This is a genomic window from Paracnuella aquatica (assembly GCF_003332885.2).
Taxonomy (GTDB): Bacteria; Bacteroidota; Bacteroidia; order Chitinophagales; family Chitinophagaceae; genus Flavisolibacter; species Flavisolibacter aquaticus.
This window is the reverse complement of sequence record NZ_QOWJ01000003.1, coordinates 1-17,551: the sequence shown is the minus strand read 5'-3', so window position 1 is coordinate 17,551 and position 17,551 is coordinate 1. Positions and strand designations below refer to the sequence as shown.

Below are 17,551 nucleotides of genomic sequence, written 5' to 3'. Positions count from 1 at the left end.
TATTGACTTAAGTCAAAAAGATCTGCAACTGCAATCCATTTCCAAAACAGCCATCAAACAACTAAAAACCACCAACAAAAAATGCCGGCCACCTTGGGAAACATCTCCCGGTGGCCGGCACTCTGCTATCATCTATCATCTACCAACGATCATCTTCGCTACTGCGCCAGCGAAATCCGCACCTGCGCACCGGCCCTTGTAGTGGTAATGGGCGCCGAGGTGGCAATCTTCGGAATGCTGCGGTTCTGTTCAAAGAACAGGCGGAAATTGATGCGGTTGTTGATCACATAATCTATGGATGGCGCCAGGCGAATTACTTTTTGCCCGGCGGTGCCAAAGGCCGTGTTCTGGTCCAGTTTACTGTTGGCCGTGGCGTCATCGCGCAGGCTAAAGTCGAAGCGGAAGGTAACGTCGTTGTTCAGCGTGCGCTCCTTTTTTCCCAGCTTTATGTTTTGTAAAAACGGCACCCCGCGCCGGCGCCAGTTGAGGCCCAGCGTGTATTCGGTGCTGCGGTTTTCGGCTAACTGGTAATCCACCAGGCTCAGGCTCAGTTGGCGGCTTTTGCGGTATTCAAAACGGGTACTCAGCTGGTTGGTAAACGTCATGTCCACTTCAATGAGCGGTGCAAACTGCTCCGATATGGTGATGTTGGGCACCAGGAAATACGGGATATAGTTGCCGGTCAAAGTATCGCGGAAATAAGGCATGCCCACCCGCAGCGGATCCTGGAACAGGAGCGCCGTGTTGAACGAGTTCATACCCAGCGTGCTGCTGTACCCGTGCCGGATGGTAAAGTTTGTAAAGATCTTATCCAGCCCCGGGATCCTCGAAAGGCCGTTGTAGCTCAGGTTCCAGTTGGGCCGCGGCACCAGGCGTGAGAACGGGTTGGCCCGCAGGTTGGGGTTGTCGTTCCGGACCAGTTTTACACTAGCCGGGTCTTTTTTGGTGTATGCCGCCAGGAACGACGGGATGAGCACATCCTGCGCATAGCGGCCATAGCCTTCAACAAAACCCTCGCTGTTGGGGTCGTCCGGCGCATAGCCATTTTCCTTGCCCAATCGTTGCGACAGCAACGTACGGTTGGCTTCAAACTGGCGGAACGTAGCCGACACTTCATTCGGATCGAACGGCGTGAACAGGGTTTGATAAGAAATATAAGAGATCGAGAAAGAGCCGGTGGCGTACGGGTTGAACCGGTTCAGCCCCGATGTGCCGCTGGTGTCTTTATACAATTCCGAATACTGCTTTTCAAAGGTCTTGTCCAGGTTCAGGTCAATGGTCAGGTCGCGAATGGGGCTCAATTGCGCCGTGATGTTCAGCTTCTGGCTGTACCGCTGTTGTATCATGGCATTGAACAGGGCACTGCGGGTAAGCAGGCCTTGTGCACCCATGCTGTTGATGTCGCTGGTATCGGGCTGGTAACCCAGAATGTATTTCCAGTTCGGGTTCTGGCTGCGCAGGTTCATGCCCAGCACCTGTGTGCTGTCGAGGTAGCCGGGCAGCAGCGTACCCAGGTCTTCGGTGTATTGCACACCCACACGTTTCAGCGATGTGGCCAGTTGCAGCAGTGCTTTTGGTACCGCACCCAGTTGCGGCGGCGCACCGGGCACTTTTACTTTTTTACCGCTGGAGTCGCGCTGCGCTGTGGCCGGTTGCTGGCCTTGCGGTGCTGGCTGCGCTGGCGTGTTGGCAGCCCGCAGCAGGCCCCACTTATTATACAGTTGGTCAAAATTAAACTCGCCGGTTACGTTGCGGGTTTGGCCGTTCAGCAGCGTGTTGCCCAGTTCGCGGGCCAGCAAGGATGCAGCCACCCAATCGTAGCGGGCAGTGTAGTTCAGCCGCACGGTAGTCCAATCCAACAGCGGCAATTTTGCCGTAGGCAAATTATACGCAAGGGTAATGTCGTGGTGGTACCGCGTGGTGCGGCCACCTTTCAGCACATTTTCCCGCACCGAGTCTTTCTCGCCCTTGGTGTCGATGCGGCCAAATGGCTCATCCACCCGCGCATTGTTGATGGCGTTCAGGTCCAGCGTCAAGGAACGGGTCAGGTCCCAACGCATGGTAAAATACCGGTCGAAATAAAAATACTTGTCGTAGGTCTCTGGTATTTTATACGGACCGCCACCCACATTGCGTGCCCTGAAGGCGCCAAACTGCCGGAACAGGTCGGCCTTGAAAGAGAACATGGAAGGTTTGTAGTTAAAATTAAAATCACGCACCAGCGACAGCCATGGCGATGGCGATTTGATCAAACCCTTAAACGGTTCCACAAACCGGGGCTGCGGTGCATAATTGTAACCAATGGCGGCCCTGGTGCGGCGCAACTCTTCCGATTCAATGATCGGGTTGGTGCGCTGCTGGTGCGTCATCGAGTAATTCAGGTCGATATTGGAAATATCCCAGGGCTGCGATGGCTTGCCGTTGGTTTTGTTCTTTTTTACATTGGTAAATGTTACCGTTTTAATGGTCAGCTCGTCCACTGCATCGCGGCGAATCGAGTCGCGGTCCTTGCCCGATGCGGCAGCATTCAGCTTGTCGTCCAGTTTAATGTCCAGGTCGTACGGATCGTACTCCGGCGTGCTGGTAGTTTTCGAAACACCTGCATACACCGGCACCTGGATCGCTGCTTCTTTCGGCAGCAGTTTGCCCAAGTCGAGGCTGGCACTTACATCAAACTGCGAAAAGTCTTCGCGGCTGCGTTCGTTTACCCGCTGTTCCAAAGCGCCAAAACCGCGGCTGCGGCGGCTGCCGGTAAACGAGATATTACCCAGGTCGGCCAGGCGCAGGTCTACGCGGCCCACGGCTGCATAACCGCCTTTTTCATCGAGGCGGCCCAGGCGCAGTTCGTTGAACCATACTTCGGTACACACATTGGTGCTGCGACGGTTTTGTACGGCCAGCAACATGCCCCGCACTTCGCCCAAGTTGGGGTTGCCCAAAATGGCAAACTGCTTGCCTTCAATTTCCTCGCTGTAATAGGCCGAAGGCGAACCGCCACCCGAGTTGCGGCGCAGCTTCAACTGCGTCAGCAGGTCCAGGTCAAAATCAATATTGTTGGCGGCGGGCCAGATGGCCAGCGAATCCATAGCACCCCACTGGGTCATTTCAAGGGGCACTTTTATTTCGTAATAATTCGAAACAAAGTCGTTACCGATCCGCATCACGGCATAGAGGTCGCCGTTCCGCACATCGTTGGGGTTGTTTACCGATTCGGCGTGCACAAACATCTGCAGGCGGCCGTACTGGCGCATGTCGAGGTTCATGGTTTTAAACACGCCGCGGGCCTGTTGCTGTGGCAGGTCGCACACTTTCAGGCTCAGCGACTGCTCGTTGAGCAACAACTGTACGTTGTTGTTCGAGATCTGCTGCTGGCGTTCAATGCCCGGCGGCTGCGCATATTTAATGGGCTGGCGCTGGTCGTTTTCTTCCAGGTTCACGGCCAGGATATCGGTAGTAACCGGGTCGTTTTGCGGCAGCGGCACGTAGTTGCCCGATGTATCGGTTTCGTAGGTAAACTTCCGCCATTGGTTGCGGATCAGTTCCAGTTTACCAAAACGCAACACCGCAGTGTCTTCAAAATTGGTAAGGAACATCCGGATAAAACGGATGGATTTGAAGTCGGGGATATTGCCCACTTTAACGTCGTAATCTTTTACCGGGATGCGGAACAGGTACCAGGCTTCGTCGCGGCGGGTGCCGTCGGCAAGGTCCACCGTTACCACGCGTTTGTCGGTAATAAACCGGTTGGTACGGGCATCCATATCCGGCTTCAATTCCACGCGGTATTGAAAATATTCTTCTGTTTCGTTCAGCGTATTATCTCGGTTCAGTTCTTCCTGGTCGGGGTACAGGGTAAATGCGTTGGTAAACTGGTCGGAGTTGTTGGCCACCGGCGAGTTGCCATGGGGGTTGTTGATGGCTTTATAACGCTCCAGTATACCCGAAGATGTTTTGTCGTACAGCGGGTCGCGGTAACCGCGGAAGTTATCACCCGACGGGTCATTCAATGCATTTTGGTAAAACTCGGAGTTGGCACCAAACACCGAACGCACCTGCTCGAGGTAAGGCGCAAAATGGCGCACCTCGGCCGAGTCGGTCAGACCGTCGAAGCCCACATCCTGGTAAGGCCGGTCGGCCGGGTCGTTGCTAAAAGCATTGGTTACCTGGATAGGATTGCGCGGCACCACACCCCAAATGGTTGGGTCCACGGGCAGTGCGCTGGAACTGGGCGCCGGCAGGCCGTTTTCGTACATGCGCTTGCCGTCTTTCAACACGTCTTCGGCAATGTTACCGAGGTTAAAATACAGCTCACCGCCCTGGCTGCCGGGTTTACCAATAAACGGATCCTGCACCCAAAACTCGATGAACTCGATGTTGCTGGTTTCAAAATCGGTTTGGTCAATATTGCGCATGATGCCGCCCCATGCCTTTTTGGGATTCAGCAGGCGGCCGCGGCCATCAATGCGGCTGCGGTCGGCCAGGTAGTTGTACGGCCCTTTTTCGGTGGGGTAATATGCGAGGTCGAAAGTATTGAGCAGGGCCTGGCCCACGTCGTTGGTTCGGTTAGGGAAAATTTCCCGTTGAAACACCTGGCGGGTTTGCGGCTTCGACAACTCCCTGGCATCCTTGATCGGGTTGTTGGCATCGCGGCGCTCCTGCAGGCGGGGCTCGATGTTGTACCAGGCCAGGCGTGCCCGGTTGAAACCGGTTTCCAGGCTGTTGCTCAAATTGGCTTCGGGGAACAGCTCCTGCCCGTTGCGGTCTTTTGCGCCACGGGGCACCGATGACAGCGTCCAACTTACCAGCGGAAAACGCAGGTCGATGGAAGAGCGTGTGCCCTCAAAATCATCGATATACACCACGCCCTGGTTTCCCTTGCCAATTTGCGGGGCATGGCCGGGTTGCAGCATGGCCGCTTCGCCATAAGCAGTTATGCTCGATGTGGCACGGGTAGTATAAAAAGGCAGTTTATCGAGCCACTTGGTGAGGCGCGGAATTTCGTTGCGGTAGTCAAAATCGAACCCGTACATGGTGTTGCGTATGGGATCGTCGCCGTAGGATTGTTTGGTAAAAAACGGCCGTTCGCCCAGGCGTACCATGGTGGCGCCCACCGTCAGGTTTTTGTTCCATAAATAGTCGGCGCGGAAGGCTGTGTAGTTGCGGGTCTGAAAACCAAAGTTTGCCTGGTTCTCGTACTGCACCTGCACCGGTACGCCGGAACTGAGGATGGCAGGGTTGATGATGCGCAGTGTGCCGAGGTCGTAGTTGATCTCGTAGTCAATATTTTCCTGCAACACCTGTCCGCCGGCCATCACCGAAACCGACCCGCGGGGAATGTTGAAACCCAACTGGTATTCGGAGTTGGCGCCGGCCGATTTGGAGCGGCCCTGTAACTCAAACCGGTTGAGGTTAGCGTACGTTTGTGCAATGGCTTTGATGGTATCGTACAGCGGGTAAAACAAGGTTTTGCGCCGCGCTTCATCTGAAATAAAAACAGTATCCAGGTCGCGGCCAAAGGGCTCGAGCACCGGGAACACAATGCGGCTTTGCGAGGAAATAACGGTAAAGCCTTCAATAAAATCGAACACCCCATCGGGCTGCGGGTCGTTCTGGTTATTCAGCCGGTCCAGGTTTACCTGTTGCAGCAGCGGCTGTCCGCGCAGCTCGGGGCGCACCACGTCTTCGGGCAGGTAGCGCTTTTCACCTTTGCTGGGCTCTTCGTATAAAATGTTTAACTGGAAATCCTGCCGCTCCAGCTGGCCAAAGCCCACGCTGTATACGTTCTTCATCATCAGGTCCCACAGCGGCAGGTTGGGGCGTTGCGAGGTGGCCTTCAGCAATTTAAGGAACAGCACATTCTGGCTGTTGCCGGTGCTGTCCGGTGGCACATCCTGTGAAAACTCACCCACCTGGAACACACGGCCGTTGTAGGTATATTGAAAGGCCACACCCAGCACTTCGTCGGGTTGCAGCGGTTGGTTTAAAGAAATAAAACCAATCTGCGGGTTGAAATAATAATCGGTGGGCTGCAGTTTGCGGGCAAATGTTTTTTCAAATTCCTGCACCGGCTCCAGGCCCAAACCTGTAAGCACGCCTTGCACCTGTGTGGAGTTGCGGGCACCCGGTGTATTGCGCAGGGTGTTGTACAAACTGTTCGAACCGTTATCGGGGTAAGGCGTTTGCGAGCTGCCCCAGCGCTGGTTATATGGAGTGCTTTCGCCCAAGTCCATAAACGAAACCACGTCGCGGGTGTTGGTGGTGGCGCCGGTGCGGTTAGTTACCCACACTTCCACACGCAGTATCTGCACGTTGGAGGTAACCACGGGCAGTCGGCGCATGGCCTGGTTAAAGTTGCTGCGGAAATATTGGGAAAAAAGAAAGTGGCGGTTTTCCTCATACTCGTCGGCTTTTACGCTAAATGTTTGCGCAGCAGTACCACCCTGCAGCGCCAGTGTTTGCCGCTGCGAACGTTGGTTGGCCAGCACACCGGTGAGGTAAAGTTTACCAAACTGCAACTGCGTTTTTACACCAAAAAGCGCCTGTGCGCCTGGAATGAGTGAACCTTTGGAAGAAAAAGAAACGTTACCGGCCTGGAACTGTTTTAGCACTTCATCGTCCTTGCCGTTGTAATCGAGCTTGAGCTGGTTTTCAAAATCGAAATTCGCCAGCGTGTTGTAGTTGATCGGGAGCCTTATTTTATCACCAATGATGGCGTCAACCTGTAGTTGCGCATTCATCGGGAAATCGAGTCCGCCAAATTTGCGGGCCCGTTCGGGCAGCGTTGGGTTTTTAATATTTTGGCCCTGGTAGCCAATGCCCAAATCCACATAACCCGATGGGCGGATCTCCACTTTGCCGTTGCCGGTAATGCGGTTGACCCAATCTTTTGAAAAGCCAAATGCCGGCTTGTCGTTCCGGCGGTTGAGGTTAGTGAGCAGTGCGGAGCGCTGCCTAAAATATTCCTGCTCGTCTTTGCGGCCCTGCAGTTCCACAAACTCTTTCATTGAAAAAGTCATGGGTGTGCGGTAGTTGCGACTGCCCAGTTTTTCTACAATGTAATATTGTTTGGTAACAGGGTCGAACTCCACGCGGCGTTTGACAAATGAAGTATCGGAAAGTTCGAACGGGTTACGCGATGGATAAGTGTACGGATCGCCGCGGCGGTCGCGGAGCGGGTATCGTGCAGTGTCTTGGGTGCGTGGTGCGGTGGTGTCCTGTAACCAGCCCAGGCCAGACGCAGGTATACCGGCATGCAGTGGCAGGGCTGAAGTGGTCAATAGCAGGAACGCTACCAACATCCGCAACAAAGAGGTAGAATGGTGTGCCAAGTCTAATTTTCTCAACTATGGTGGTTTCTAAAAGGATATCAGTGTTTCAGAGAAACTTCAAAGCGCTTTTGATCAGTTCTTCTACCGGCAGATTGGGGTGCTGTTGGGTGGCTTTTTTCAAAGCACCTTCGGCCGCCTGACGGTTGATGCCCAGCGCTATCAGGGCATTTAACGCATCGGTCTGCAAGGTATTGCCTTGCGGCAGCGAAATATTTGCATCGAGGGGTTGTTTGGCCAGGCGGTCGCGGAGTTCTACCACTACCCTTTCGGCGGTTTTTTTACCAATGCCTTTGATGGCCTCCAGGCTGCGGCTGTTGCCCTGTACAATGGCAGCACTCAGTTCTTCGGGTTTCATGTACGAAAGCATCACGCGGGCCGTGCTGGCACCAATTCCCGACACGCCAATGAGCTGCAGGAACATGTCCCGTTCGATGACGTCGTAAAAACCATAGAGGATATGGGCATCTTCCCGTACCAGCAGGTGGGTAAACAGGGTGCCTTCTTCGCGGCTTTGGATCTTGGAGTAGGTATTGAGGCTGATGTGCACATCGTAGCCAACACCATTTACGTCGATGATAACGGATGCTGGTGTTTTGTGGGCAAACTTGCCCTTGAGGTATGCGATCATGCCGCGAAGATAGTTGACCCTTTGGAGTTGGCGGTTGACTGCAGCAAGCTGATAGATGATGGGTGAAAGTTGATAGACCGAAATGGAAAGATGGTCGGTGAATGCCGCAGGGCTTGTTTTGGAAAAGAGGTTGGCTTCCCGCCATTTTTAAAAACCCAACTATCAACTGTCAACTACCAACTCCCAACTGTCATCTGTCAACTATCCCTTAGCTTTGCCCACTTTATTTAAAAGGCAAGCAATGATCGAGAAAAAAATAACTGCAGCCATTACCGCCGTTGGTGGTTATGTGCCCGAGTACCGGCTTACCAACGCCGAGCTGGAAACGATGGTGGAAACCAACGACGAATGGATTAAAACCCGCACCGGCGTGGAAGAGCGCCGCATCCTCAAAGGCGAAGGCTTGGGCACTTCCGACCTGGCTGCACCGGCCATTTTGCAGCTCTGCGAAAAGCGTGGCATTTCGCCGGAAGAAATTGATTGTATCATTTGCGCCACCGTTACCCCCGACATGGTGTTCCCCGCCACAGCCAATATTATTTCGGCTAAAATAGGCGCCAAAAACGCCTGGGGCTTTGACGTGGAAGCCGCCTGCTCAGGGTTTTTATACAGCCTTACCGTAGGCGCATCGCTTATTGAAAGCCGCCGCTACAAAAAAGTGGTCGTGGTGGGTGCCGATAAAATGAGCGCCATTGTCGATTATACCGACCGCACTACCTGCATCCTGTTTGGCGATGGCGCCGGCGCCGTGTTGCTCGAGCCCAATACCGATGGTTTTGGCGTGCTGGATTCCATCCTGAAAAGCGATGGCAGCGGCGTTGAATACCTGCATATGAAAGCTGGCGGATCGCTGAAGCCCGCTTCGGCAGAAACCGTGGCTAACAAAGAGCATTTTATTTTCCAGGACGGACAGCCGGTGTTTAAAGCAGCGGTAAAAGGCATGGCCGATGTAAGTGCCGAATTGCTGGAACGCAACAAGCTTACCGGCGACGATATTGCGTGGCTGGTGCCGCACCAGGCCAACAAACGCATTATTGATGCCACTGCCAACCGCATGGGCATCAGCTCCGAAAAAGTAATGCTCAACATCAGCAAGTATGGCAATACCACGGCGGCTACTATTCCGCTGTGCCTGTGGGAGTGGCGCCAGCAACTGAACAAAGGCGACCTGATTGTGCTGGCTGCGTTTGGCGGCGGATTTACTTGGGGTGCTACCTTGGTGAAATGGGAGTATTGATTGAGCCTTTAGTTGCAATTTGAACCACGGAGGCAGGAAGGGCACGGTTTGATGCGTTACTGTATTCGATGCTCAAATATTTCCTTGGTTTCTCTATAAGCCTTTCGGCAAATACATTGTAAAAATGCCCCCGCAACCGGGGGCATTTTTGTGCGGCCACATTTCGGCTACCGGGCAGGTTTGCATGTTTATTTACCTAAATAACATATAGAAAATACATTGCAGCATAGCATATATAACTATGTTTGCCGCGACGATGACCACCGGAAGCAAACTGTTGATACCCGCCAACCTAAAGCAAAATAACCTGGACCTGTTGCGCCAATTGCTGGCCATTTTTGTTTTATACAGCCACTGCTACATCATCTTTTTTGGCACCATGGATAGGGAGCCGGTAAAGCTTTTTTCCGGCGGGCAAACCGAACTCGGCACCCTGTCGGTGTATTGCTTTTTTATCATCAGCGGGTTTTTAATTGTGCGCAGTTTTCAAAACAGCAAGTCCATAGCCGGTTACTTCAATAAGAGGCTGCTGCGCATTGTGCCGGGGTTTGTGGTGGCCGTGTTGGCTAGTGTGTTTATTGCAGGTCCGCTGGGCACTACCGATGCAGCCTTTGCTGCCGAGCCGGGCAAAGACTATTTCTCCAGTTTGCCGTTGCCCAGGTTTGCGGTTGAACTGGTGACGTTGCAAATGCCCGAAATTTCTTTTGCGTTCAATACAGTTCCGGTGCCCGGCGTACCCAACGGTTCGTTGTGGACCATTCAACACGAGGTACTTTGTTACTTAGCGGTGCCGCTGTTGGCAGCCATTGGGTTGTTTCGGAAAAAATACCTGTTGCCCGTTGCATTTGTCCTTGCATTTGGCACAATGCTGTTGCTTCAGTTGCCGCAATTGGCGTACTATTATTATGTAGATACGCACCTTATTAATTTTCCCGGTTATCTGCCCACTTTCCTGGTGTATTTCATGGCCGGTGCATTTTGTTACTTAAAACGCGAATCGTTGGTGCGCAGTAAATGGTTGGCCATTGTAGCAATTTTGCTTATTGCGATCACGGCTAGGTTTGGCGGTTTCAATATTGTGTTTCCTTTCGCCGGCACTTATCTCTTGTTTTATATTGCTTTTCATCCCACCATCTTGTATCCCCATTTTGCCCGCCGCGGCGATCTTTCTTACGGCACATATTTGTATGCCTGGCCGGTACAGCAACTGGTGATGTTTTATTTCGGAGCCGCACTCCATTTTAATTTATTTTTTATCCTGTCGTTGGCATTTACGCTGGTTGTTGCATGGCTTAGCTGGCACCTAGTGGAGCGGCCTTTTTTGCAATTGAAAAAAGTGCCGCAAGTAAAACCGGCACCGCTGCCGCATGCTGTTGCATAGCACAAAAGAAAGGGCATTTGTACACTTAAAAACACGCCGCTGAACCTATTAACGTTGGTTAAGAAACGGCTTGTTAATTAACCCGTTATGCTCCGTCGTTAACACCATCCGGCACCTTTTTGGCTTTATGTGCGGCACAAACAAAAACCGCACATCACCATGAAAAAACCATTACTTTTTGTGCTTTCCCTGATGATGGTAACAGCGTCTTTTGCGCAGATCACCATCCGCATTGGGCGGCACGATGCACCGGCTTCCTGGAGCCCTGCAACACAACAAAATTTCGCTTCATCATCGGAGGCGCAGCAATATGCCCAGGACATCATCAACGTGGTTGGCCTCAAGCCCAATTTTGAGATCATGGCGTCCAACAGCGTGGACAACGCCGCAGCCGTGACCTACGGCGGCAAACGTTACGTGTTGTACAACCCGCGTTTTATTGACGCACTGGTGCAGCGCACCGGCAACAAATGGGCAGCCATATCGGTGCTGGCCCACGAAATTGGTCACCACCTGAATGGACATACCGTAAGCGGCCAGGGCAGCCAGCCAACCGTGGAATTGGAGGCCGATGAATTTTCGGGCTTTGTGCTGCGCAAAATGGGTGCTTCGCTGCAGGATGCGCAGGCTGCTATGAAGCTGCTTGCAGCGCAAACAGCCAGCCGTACCCACCCGGCCCAATACGACCGCCTGGCTTATATTGAACGCGGCTGGCGCAATGGCGGTGGCGAAAGAATGAACGACGTGGCAGTAAGCCGTCCGCAGCCGCAGGTGCAACAACCCACGGTGCGTACCCAACCCGTGTACCGCCAGCAAACCCGCACCAACACGCCTGCACGTAGCATGGCCAGTGTGATCGGTAAGGTTAGGTTTAACGCCAACCCTTATGCGCAATATTTTGTAACCAACAGCTACCAGTTGGTGCAGGTGCAAAACCAGCAGGTACGCACCATTGGTAAAGTGGCGCGGATCAATAGCAGCCAGTATCCTTACGTGATTTACGATGAGCAGAACACCCAACTGCTGGTGAACAGCAGGGGCGCCATTGTTACACGCCAGGGACGGCAGGTGGGCCAGATGAGTGCTTACAACGGATAAATGGATTGAAACATACACCCTATTATCCCCAACACTTTGAAAAATCAAAATCCCCGCACACCCGCGGGGATTTTGATTTTATTGATTGTCTAGCGGCTATTCAAACACCGCATCTACCATAATCCCTCAAATGCGGTTTCGTATTGCATTTGCCTGCCCTATTTTTTATATTGGTAAAGCACCCATTTTCTTTCCCTAAACACTTTACCATGAAGAAGACCAAATTGCCGGCTATAGCCGTGCTCATCTTGTGCTTTTCTTTCCAGTTGTTTGCACAGGAAAAGACCGCCACCAAGCCAAAGCTCAAACACACACCCACTGCCGATTCATTAAAAGCCGCCCGTGACTCAGTGCGGGAACGGCTAAAAGGAAGCCGCAAAGATGAAGGCCTGTTTACGCTGTACCAGGATACCCTTTCGGGCAGCATCATGATGTATGTAAAAAAAGACCAGCTGGGACCCGAGTTTATTTATCAAAGCTTTTCAATGGGCGGCCCGGCAGCGCTTTTTCTCAACCAGAACATGATCCGCGAAACATGGGTTTTTGCCATCCGCAAAAAGTTTGAAAAACTGGAGTTTGTGCGGGCCAATACCAATTTTTACTACGACCCCAAAAACAAATTGAGCAAAGCCGCAAATGTGGATGTAGCCGATGCCGTTTTCTTTACCGACAAAGTGGCGATGAAAGATTCCGGCGGCTTTTATATCAACGCCGACGGGCTTTTTTTAAGCGACAAACTGGACCGCGTAAAACCTTTTTTTCCGCCTACCCTGCCGCCCACCGCGTATTTTAATTTGGGGCAATTAACGCCTGCAAAATCCACGTATAATAAGGTCCGCTCTTTTCCGCAAAACACTGATGTAGTGGTGGAACTGGCTTACGAAAACCCGGCGCCGATGAATGAAGGCGGCCGCGACATCACCGATGCCCGGTATGTGTCGGTAAAAATGCAACACAGCTTTCTGGAAATGCCCAAAAACGATTATGTGCCCCGCATGGACGACCCACGGGTGGGCTATTTTACACAGGAAACCGACGACATGACCACCACACATCATGTCAATTACCGCGACCTGATTAACCGGTGGGACCTGAAGAAAAAAACACCTGGACCGGGACTCAGCGAGCCCGTTACACCGATTGTTTTTTGGGTGGAAAATACAGCGCCGGAAGAGATCAGGCAGGTAACGCTGGAGGCTGGCGAAAAATGGAATGAAGCGTTTGAAAAAGCAGGTTTTAAAAATGCGCTGGTGATGAAAATGATGCCCGACACCGCTACCTGGGACCCTGCCGACATCAGGTACAATGTGATCCGGTTCGTATCGTCGGACCTTGGATATGCCATCGGGCCATCGTTTATCAACCCGCGTACCGGCCAGATTCTTGGCTCTGATATCACCATTGATTATGGCTCTTTTATTCGCGGTTTAACGGAAATGGAAGATCTTTTTGAAGGCATGAGCAATAGTTTTACAACGCCCGCCACAAGTGGCAAAAACACCAGCCATTGGCGCAACTGCACCATTGGAAAAGGTTTGTCGGCGCAGTTTGCCATGGGCAAAGCTGCACTGGAAGTTTTTGACGCTTCGCCTGCCGAAAAAGACTCCCTGATCAAGCAGTTTTTTACCGAACTGGTATTGCACGAAATTGGCCACACACTGGGTTTGAACCACAACATGAAGGCCAGCCAGATGCTTTCGCCGCAGGACATACACAACCAGGCGATTACCCGAAAAATTGGCCTTACCGGCTCAGTGATGGACTACCCGATTGCCAACATTGCGCTGGACCGAACCAAGCAGGGCGACTATTACACTACCAAAACCGGCCCCTACGACTGGTGGGCGATTGAGTATGGCTACACGCCTTTTGAAAAAGGCGCAGAAGAAGCTGGTTTGGCAAAAATCCTGAGCCGCAGCACCGACCCGGAACTGACGTTTGGCAACGATGCCGATATTACATCTGCAGGCTCCGGCATCGACCCGCGGGTGATGGTCTGGGACATGAGCAGCGATATGGTTCAATACGGCACAGAGCGCTTTCAGTTGGTAAACCAGATGATGGGTAAATTAAAAGACCGCTTTGCCACACAGGGCCAGTCGTATCAAAACCTGTGGTCGAAATACCTGACACTGTTGTCTCAACGATTTAGAACAGCAGTGGCATTGAGCAATTATGTTGGTGGCGTTCAGGTTGACCGCAGCTTTGTTGGACAAGCCGGTGCACCGACACAGCCGTTTACACCAGTGCCTGCCGACTACCAGCAAAAGGCCCTGCAAACGCTCAATACATATCTTTTTGCACCCAACGCTTTTGAAGCCGACAGCTACCTGTTTCCATACCTGCAACAACAGCGCAGGGGCTTTAACTTTTATGGCCGTCCCGAAGATCCAAAGCCGGAGCAATTCGTTTTGCAAATGCAAAACAACGTGCTGAATTTTATGCTTTACCCCGCCACACTCAAGCGCATCAACTCCACCACGCTGTATGGAAATACATACGCCGCAGCCAATGTGCTTACCGATGTAAACAGCATGTTGTTTGATGCAGATTTGAAAGGCGCCGTGAATTTATACAGGCAAAATATTCAAACGGAGTACGTAAAAAAACTGGCCGCCATTACTAGCAGCAATGAATACGACAATGCCTCGGAAGCCGCAGCACTCAACGCTTTGCAGGAAGTGCGGGTTAAAATGAAAAAAGCAACTTCGGCCAATGAGCAAACCAAAGCGCACCGAAGCAGCATTGCCTTTTTAATTGACAAAGCATTGGCTATAAAATAGCCTCGCAACAACATAAAACAACAAAGACCTCTGCTAGGAGGTCTTTGTTGTTTTATAGCTTCATTCCAATTTACTTCTTCCTGCTCCACACAATAAAATCGGTTTGCGGAATTTTAGTGATACCCAACTGCCGCATCATGGTTACCAGTTGGCCGCGGTGGTACGTGTTGTGGTTAAAAAGGTGCAGCAGCATTTGAAAGGTAGGTTGCTTAAACTGTTCGCGTTTGCTGTTGGCGTATAAAAAAACATGTTGCAATGTGTGCTCCGTTGCTGCACCGATCCATTGGTGCCATTGGCGGTCTAATGCAATGATTTGTCGCACGGCATCTTTGGTTGAACCTTTAAAATCTTGTCCCGGCCAGATGACCCGCTCCTGCAGTTTCAGCCGCTGCCACCACACGCTTGACGCATCGAGCATATGCAGCACCGTTTGGTGCAACGATGGAAAAGAAGAGGGCACGGGCTGTACCTGTTGTTCCTGCAGCAGGCTGGCCACCACATCCAGCAGTTGCCCGTTTGCCCACATATTGTAGGCGGCAAATTGCAACAGCGATTCTTTCATAGCAGCAAATGAAATGAATAATTTAAAATGCGGCCCTGATTTTTACCACATAGTCAATACTTTTGATGCCTTCGCAAAAAACACCTGTACATATAAATACAAACCATGTCCAATCATCATTTCAAACCCACCGGATTTGGCTCCGCGGCCGTGCATGCAGGCCATGAAAAAGACCCGCGTCATGCGCACCTCACGCCTATTTACGCCACCAGCACCTACCTGTTTGATACTGCGGAACAAGGCATGCGCCGTTTTAGCGGCGAGGAGCCCGGGTATATTTATTCGCGGTGGGGCAACCCAAGCTTTACCGAGGCGGAGCAAAAAATTGCTGCGATGGAAACCTTTGGGCTGAACATGGAAGCAAAAGGATTGTTGCATGCTTCGGGCATGGCGGCTATTGCATCCTTAATGCTGGCGGTGCTGAAACCCGGTGATAAAATTCTGACGCATTACTCGCTGTATGGCGGCACCGAAGAACTGATTCATAAAGTGCTCACCGACCTAAACATCACACCCATCATCATGGACCTGCACAACCTGCAGGCTGCCGAAGATGTGTTGAAAGGGGACGCGGCCATCAAGATGATTTACCTAGAAACGCCAGCCAACCCCACTTTGCAGTGCGTGGACCTGGAAGCCCTGATTGGCCTGGCCAAGCAATATGGTAAACTGACGGCTTGCGATAACACGTTTGCTACACCTTACCTGCAACAGCCGTTTCGTTTTGGTGCCGATTTTATTGTGCACTCCACCACCAAATTCCTGAACGGCCACGGCACTGCCATTGGTGGCATTTTGCTGGGCCGCGATGTGGAGCAAATGAACACCGTGGTTACCAAAACGCATCGCCTGCTGGGTGGCAATGCCAACCCGTTTGATGCGTTTTTATTGACCAATGGTTTAAAGACATTGGAAGTACGTATGGACCGGCATTGCAGCAATGCGCAGGCCGTAGCCGAGTATCTTGAAAGCCATTCCAAGGTCGGCCGCGTTAATCATACGGGCCTTGCATCGCATCCTGATTTTGCCATTGCGCAAAAACAAATGCGCCGTGCCGGTGGTCTGCTTTCCTTTGAATTGAAAGGCGGGTTCGATGCCGGTGTGCAAACCATGAACAAGTTGCAAATGTGCCTGCGGGCTGTATCGCTGGGCACTTGCGATACACTGCTCTGCCATCCTGCATCAATGACGCATTATGGTGTGTCGCGGGAACAGCGCGAACAATATGGCATTACCGATGGACTGATCCGCATGAACGTGGGCATTGAAAACATTGAAGACATTATTGCTGATCTGGACCAGGCGCTGGCGTAAATGGCTAATGGCTGATTTAGGGATCGGTGATTTTTTAAATCACCGATCTGCACTCTTTTCAATGCCAAAATTCAACGTTCATTTCCTACATCAGACATCAGAAATCGAACATCAGAGATCGTTTATATACATCCTACATTTTACATCACACACAACAGATGAACATCAATATACGCCGTGCCGTAAAAGAAGATTGCATCCGCATCATGGAGTTGGTTCGCGAACTGGCTGTTTATGAAAAAGCACCGAACGAAGTAACCGTTACACTCGATCATTTTGTGCAAAGTGGCTTTGGCGAAAACCCTGTGTGGTGGGCGTTTGTGGCCGAAGTGGACGGCACCATCCAGGGCTTTGCGCTGTATTATATTCGCTACAGCACCTGGCGTGGACAACGCCTATACCTCGAGGATTTTTATGTGCGGGACGAAATGCGTGGCAAAGGTTTGGGCAAGCTGTTGTTTGACCGCATTCTGGCCGAAGCAAAAGACCGCAACCTTAATGGTGTGCAGTGGCAGGTGCTGGAGTGGAACGAACCGGCCATTAATTTTTATAAAAAATACAATGCAGTGTTCGACGGCGAATGGGTCAATTGCGCCGTGTCGGTGGCATAAATAAAAACGCCGGGTGCAGTAGCACCCGGCGTTTTTATTTCTAACACTTTCTAAAAAGGCACTAACAGAATCTATTTGAATAATTAGGCACCAGCAAGAATTGCTATACGCAAAGCCAATATTGCTACCAGCCAAATAGACCAGCCTACAAGTGCCCATTTGGTGCGGTTCTTTTTGTAGTCGTCTTTGAATAAAAGAGTGATCAACACACCGATAAGGCCCAGAAAAAAACCAAGGAAAAAACCACCGGCGTGAAAACCAGTTTCACTTGCGGCGACTTTTGCAGCAACCTTTTTTACTTTTTTGTTTTGAATGGTGCCATCCTCCGCGATGCTTTTGCGCAGGTGGTGCTGGGCCAGCCTAAATCCAACCCGATCCGAAAATTTCATTTCGTTACCGGTAACCTGCTCAAATTGGGCGAGGGAGATGTGGGCAAGACTGTAGAGAGAAATAGTTTTTCCGGTTTTGCCAACAGGCAGCAAAACCTGGTGGGCATTGTGAGGTGTACCGGTTTTGATGAACAGTTGACTTGCTTAGGTTAAAGAATAAAAGTAATGGTTTTCATATTCCATTGGACTTTGGTAGTTTAGGGCTGAATGTTTACGGTGG

Annotated in this window: 10 protein-coding genes; 6 read left to right on the top strand and 4 right to left on the bottom strand. The window is 51.6% G+C overall.

Annotated features, from left to right (window positions below; genetic code table 11):
- Positions 1–158 precede the first annotated feature (158 nt).
- Positions 159–7,343, bottom strand: coding sequence for a T9SS outer membrane translocon Sov/SprA (sov, locus tag DRJ53_RS06400; protein ID WP_241558478.1), 7,185 nt, complete (start codon positions 7,341–7,343; stop codon positions 159–161).
- Between the two features lie 31 nt (positions 7,344–7,374).
- The gene (gene ruvA, locus DRJ53_RS06395) at positions 7,375–7,956 is read right to left on the bottom strand and encodes a Holliday junction branch migration protein RuvA (protein ID WP_114234791.1); all 582 of its coding nucleotides are present in this window, start codon (positions 7,954–7,956) and stop codon (positions 7,375–7,377) included.
- A 241-nt stretch (positions 7,957–8,197) separates the two neighbouring features.
- Here ruvA and DRJ53_RS06390 point away from each other — a divergent pair, with 241 nt between their 5' ends.
- The 4 genes from DRJ53_RS06390 (at position 8,198) to DRJ53_RS06375 (ending at position 14,455) form a co-directional block, all read left to right on the top strand.
- A complete protein-coding gene (locus tag DRJ53_RS06390) occupies positions 8,198–9,193 on the top strand; it encodes a beta-ketoacyl-ACP synthase III (RefSeq protein WP_114234790.1) in 996 nt (331 codons plus the stop codon).
- A gap of 256 nt (positions 9,194–9,449) precedes the next feature.
- Positions 9,450–10,574 carry an acyltransferase family protein gene (locus tag DRJ53_RS06385; protein WP_162303817.1) on the top strand — a complete coding sequence of 375 codons (1,125 nt, stop codon included), beginning with the start codon at positions 9,450–9,452 and terminating at the stop codon, positions 10,572–10,574.
- A 159-nt stretch (positions 10,575–10,733) separates the two neighbouring features.
- Positions 10,734–11,672 carry a M48 family metalloprotease gene (locus DRJ53_RS06380; RefSeq protein WP_123893396.1) on the top strand — a complete coding sequence of 313 codons (939 nt, stop codon included), beginning with the start codon at positions 10,734–10,736 and terminating at the stop codon, positions 11,670–11,672.
- 209 nt (positions 11,673–11,881) lie between these two features.
- The gene (locus DRJ53_RS06375; RefSeq protein ID WP_114234787.1) at positions 11,882–14,455 is read left to right on the top strand and encodes a zinc-dependent metalloprotease; all 2,574 of its coding nucleotides are present in this window, start codon (positions 11,882–11,884) and stop codon (positions 14,453–14,455) included.
- A gap of 70 nt (positions 14,456–14,525) precedes the next feature.
- On the opposite strand, the gene DRJ53_RS06370 is transcribed toward DRJ53_RS06375, so the two are convergent.
- The gene (locus tag DRJ53_RS06370; RefSeq protein WP_114234786.1) at positions 14,526–15,017 is read right to left on the bottom strand and encodes a DinB family protein; all 492 of its coding nucleotides are present in this window, start codon (positions 15,015–15,017) and stop codon (positions 14,526–14,528) included.
- 105 nt (positions 15,018–15,122) lie between these two features.
- Here DRJ53_RS06370 and DRJ53_RS06365 point away from each other — a divergent pair, with 105 nt between their 5' ends.
- Together DRJ53_RS06365 and DRJ53_RS06360 are read left to right on the top strand one after the other, a co-directional pair.
- Positions 15,123–16,331, top strand: a complete 1,209-nt coding sequence (locus tag DRJ53_RS06365) for a trans-sulfuration enzyme family protein (protein WP_114234785.1) — start codon at positions 15,123–15,125, stop codon at positions 16,329–16,331.
- 158 nt (positions 16,332–16,489) lie between these two features.
- Entirely contained in the window at positions 16,490–16,942 is a 453-nt protein-coding gene (locus DRJ53_RS06360) for a GNAT family N-acetyltransferase (protein ID WP_114234784.1), read from the top strand.
- Between the two features lie 83 nt (positions 16,943–17,025).
- Here DRJ53_RS06360 and DRJ53_RS06355 read toward each other — a convergent pair whose 3' ends face one another.
- Positions 17,026–17,424: a hypothetical protein gene (locus tag DRJ53_RS06355; protein ID WP_123893394.1), complete on the bottom strand. Its 399-nt coding sequence runs from the start codon at positions 17,422–17,424 to the stop codon at positions 17,026–17,028.
- Positions 17,425–17,551: the final 127 nt, after the last annotated feature.

Excerpts from the sequence above, each read along its gene's own strand:
- DRJ53_RS06390 (WP_114234790.1), top strand. The coding sequence starts at position 8,198 with ATGATCGAGAAAAAAATAACTGCAGCCATTACCGCCGTTGGTGGTTAT.
- DRJ53_RS06365 (WP_114234785.1), top strand. The coding sequence starts at position 15,123 with ATGTCCAATCATCATTTCAAACCCACCGGATTTGGCTCCGCGGCCGTG.
- DRJ53_RS06370 (WP_114234786.1), bottom strand. The coding sequence starts at position 15,017 with ATGAAAGAATCGCTGTTGCAATTTGCCGCCTACAATATGTGGGCAAAC.
- DRJ53_RS06360 (WP_114234784.1), top strand. The coding sequence starts at position 16,490 with ATGAACATCAATATACGCCGTGCCGTAAAAGAAGATTGCATCCGCATC.
- ruvA (WP_114234791.1), bottom strand. The coding sequence starts at position 7,956 with ATGATCGCATACCTCAAGGGCAAGTTTGCCCACAAAACACCAGCATCC.
- DRJ53_RS06375 (WP_114234787.1), top strand. The coding sequence starts at position 11,882 with ATGAAGAAGACCAAATTGCCGGCTATAGCCGTGCTCATCTTGTGCTTT.
- DRJ53_RS06385 (WP_162303817.1), top strand. The coding sequence starts at position 9,450 with ATGACCACCGGAAGCAAACTGTTGATACCCGCCAACCTAAAGCAAAAT.
- DRJ53_RS06380 (WP_123893396.1), top strand. The coding sequence starts at position 10,734 with ATGAAAAAACCATTACTTTTTGTGCTTTCCCTGATGATGGTAACAGCG.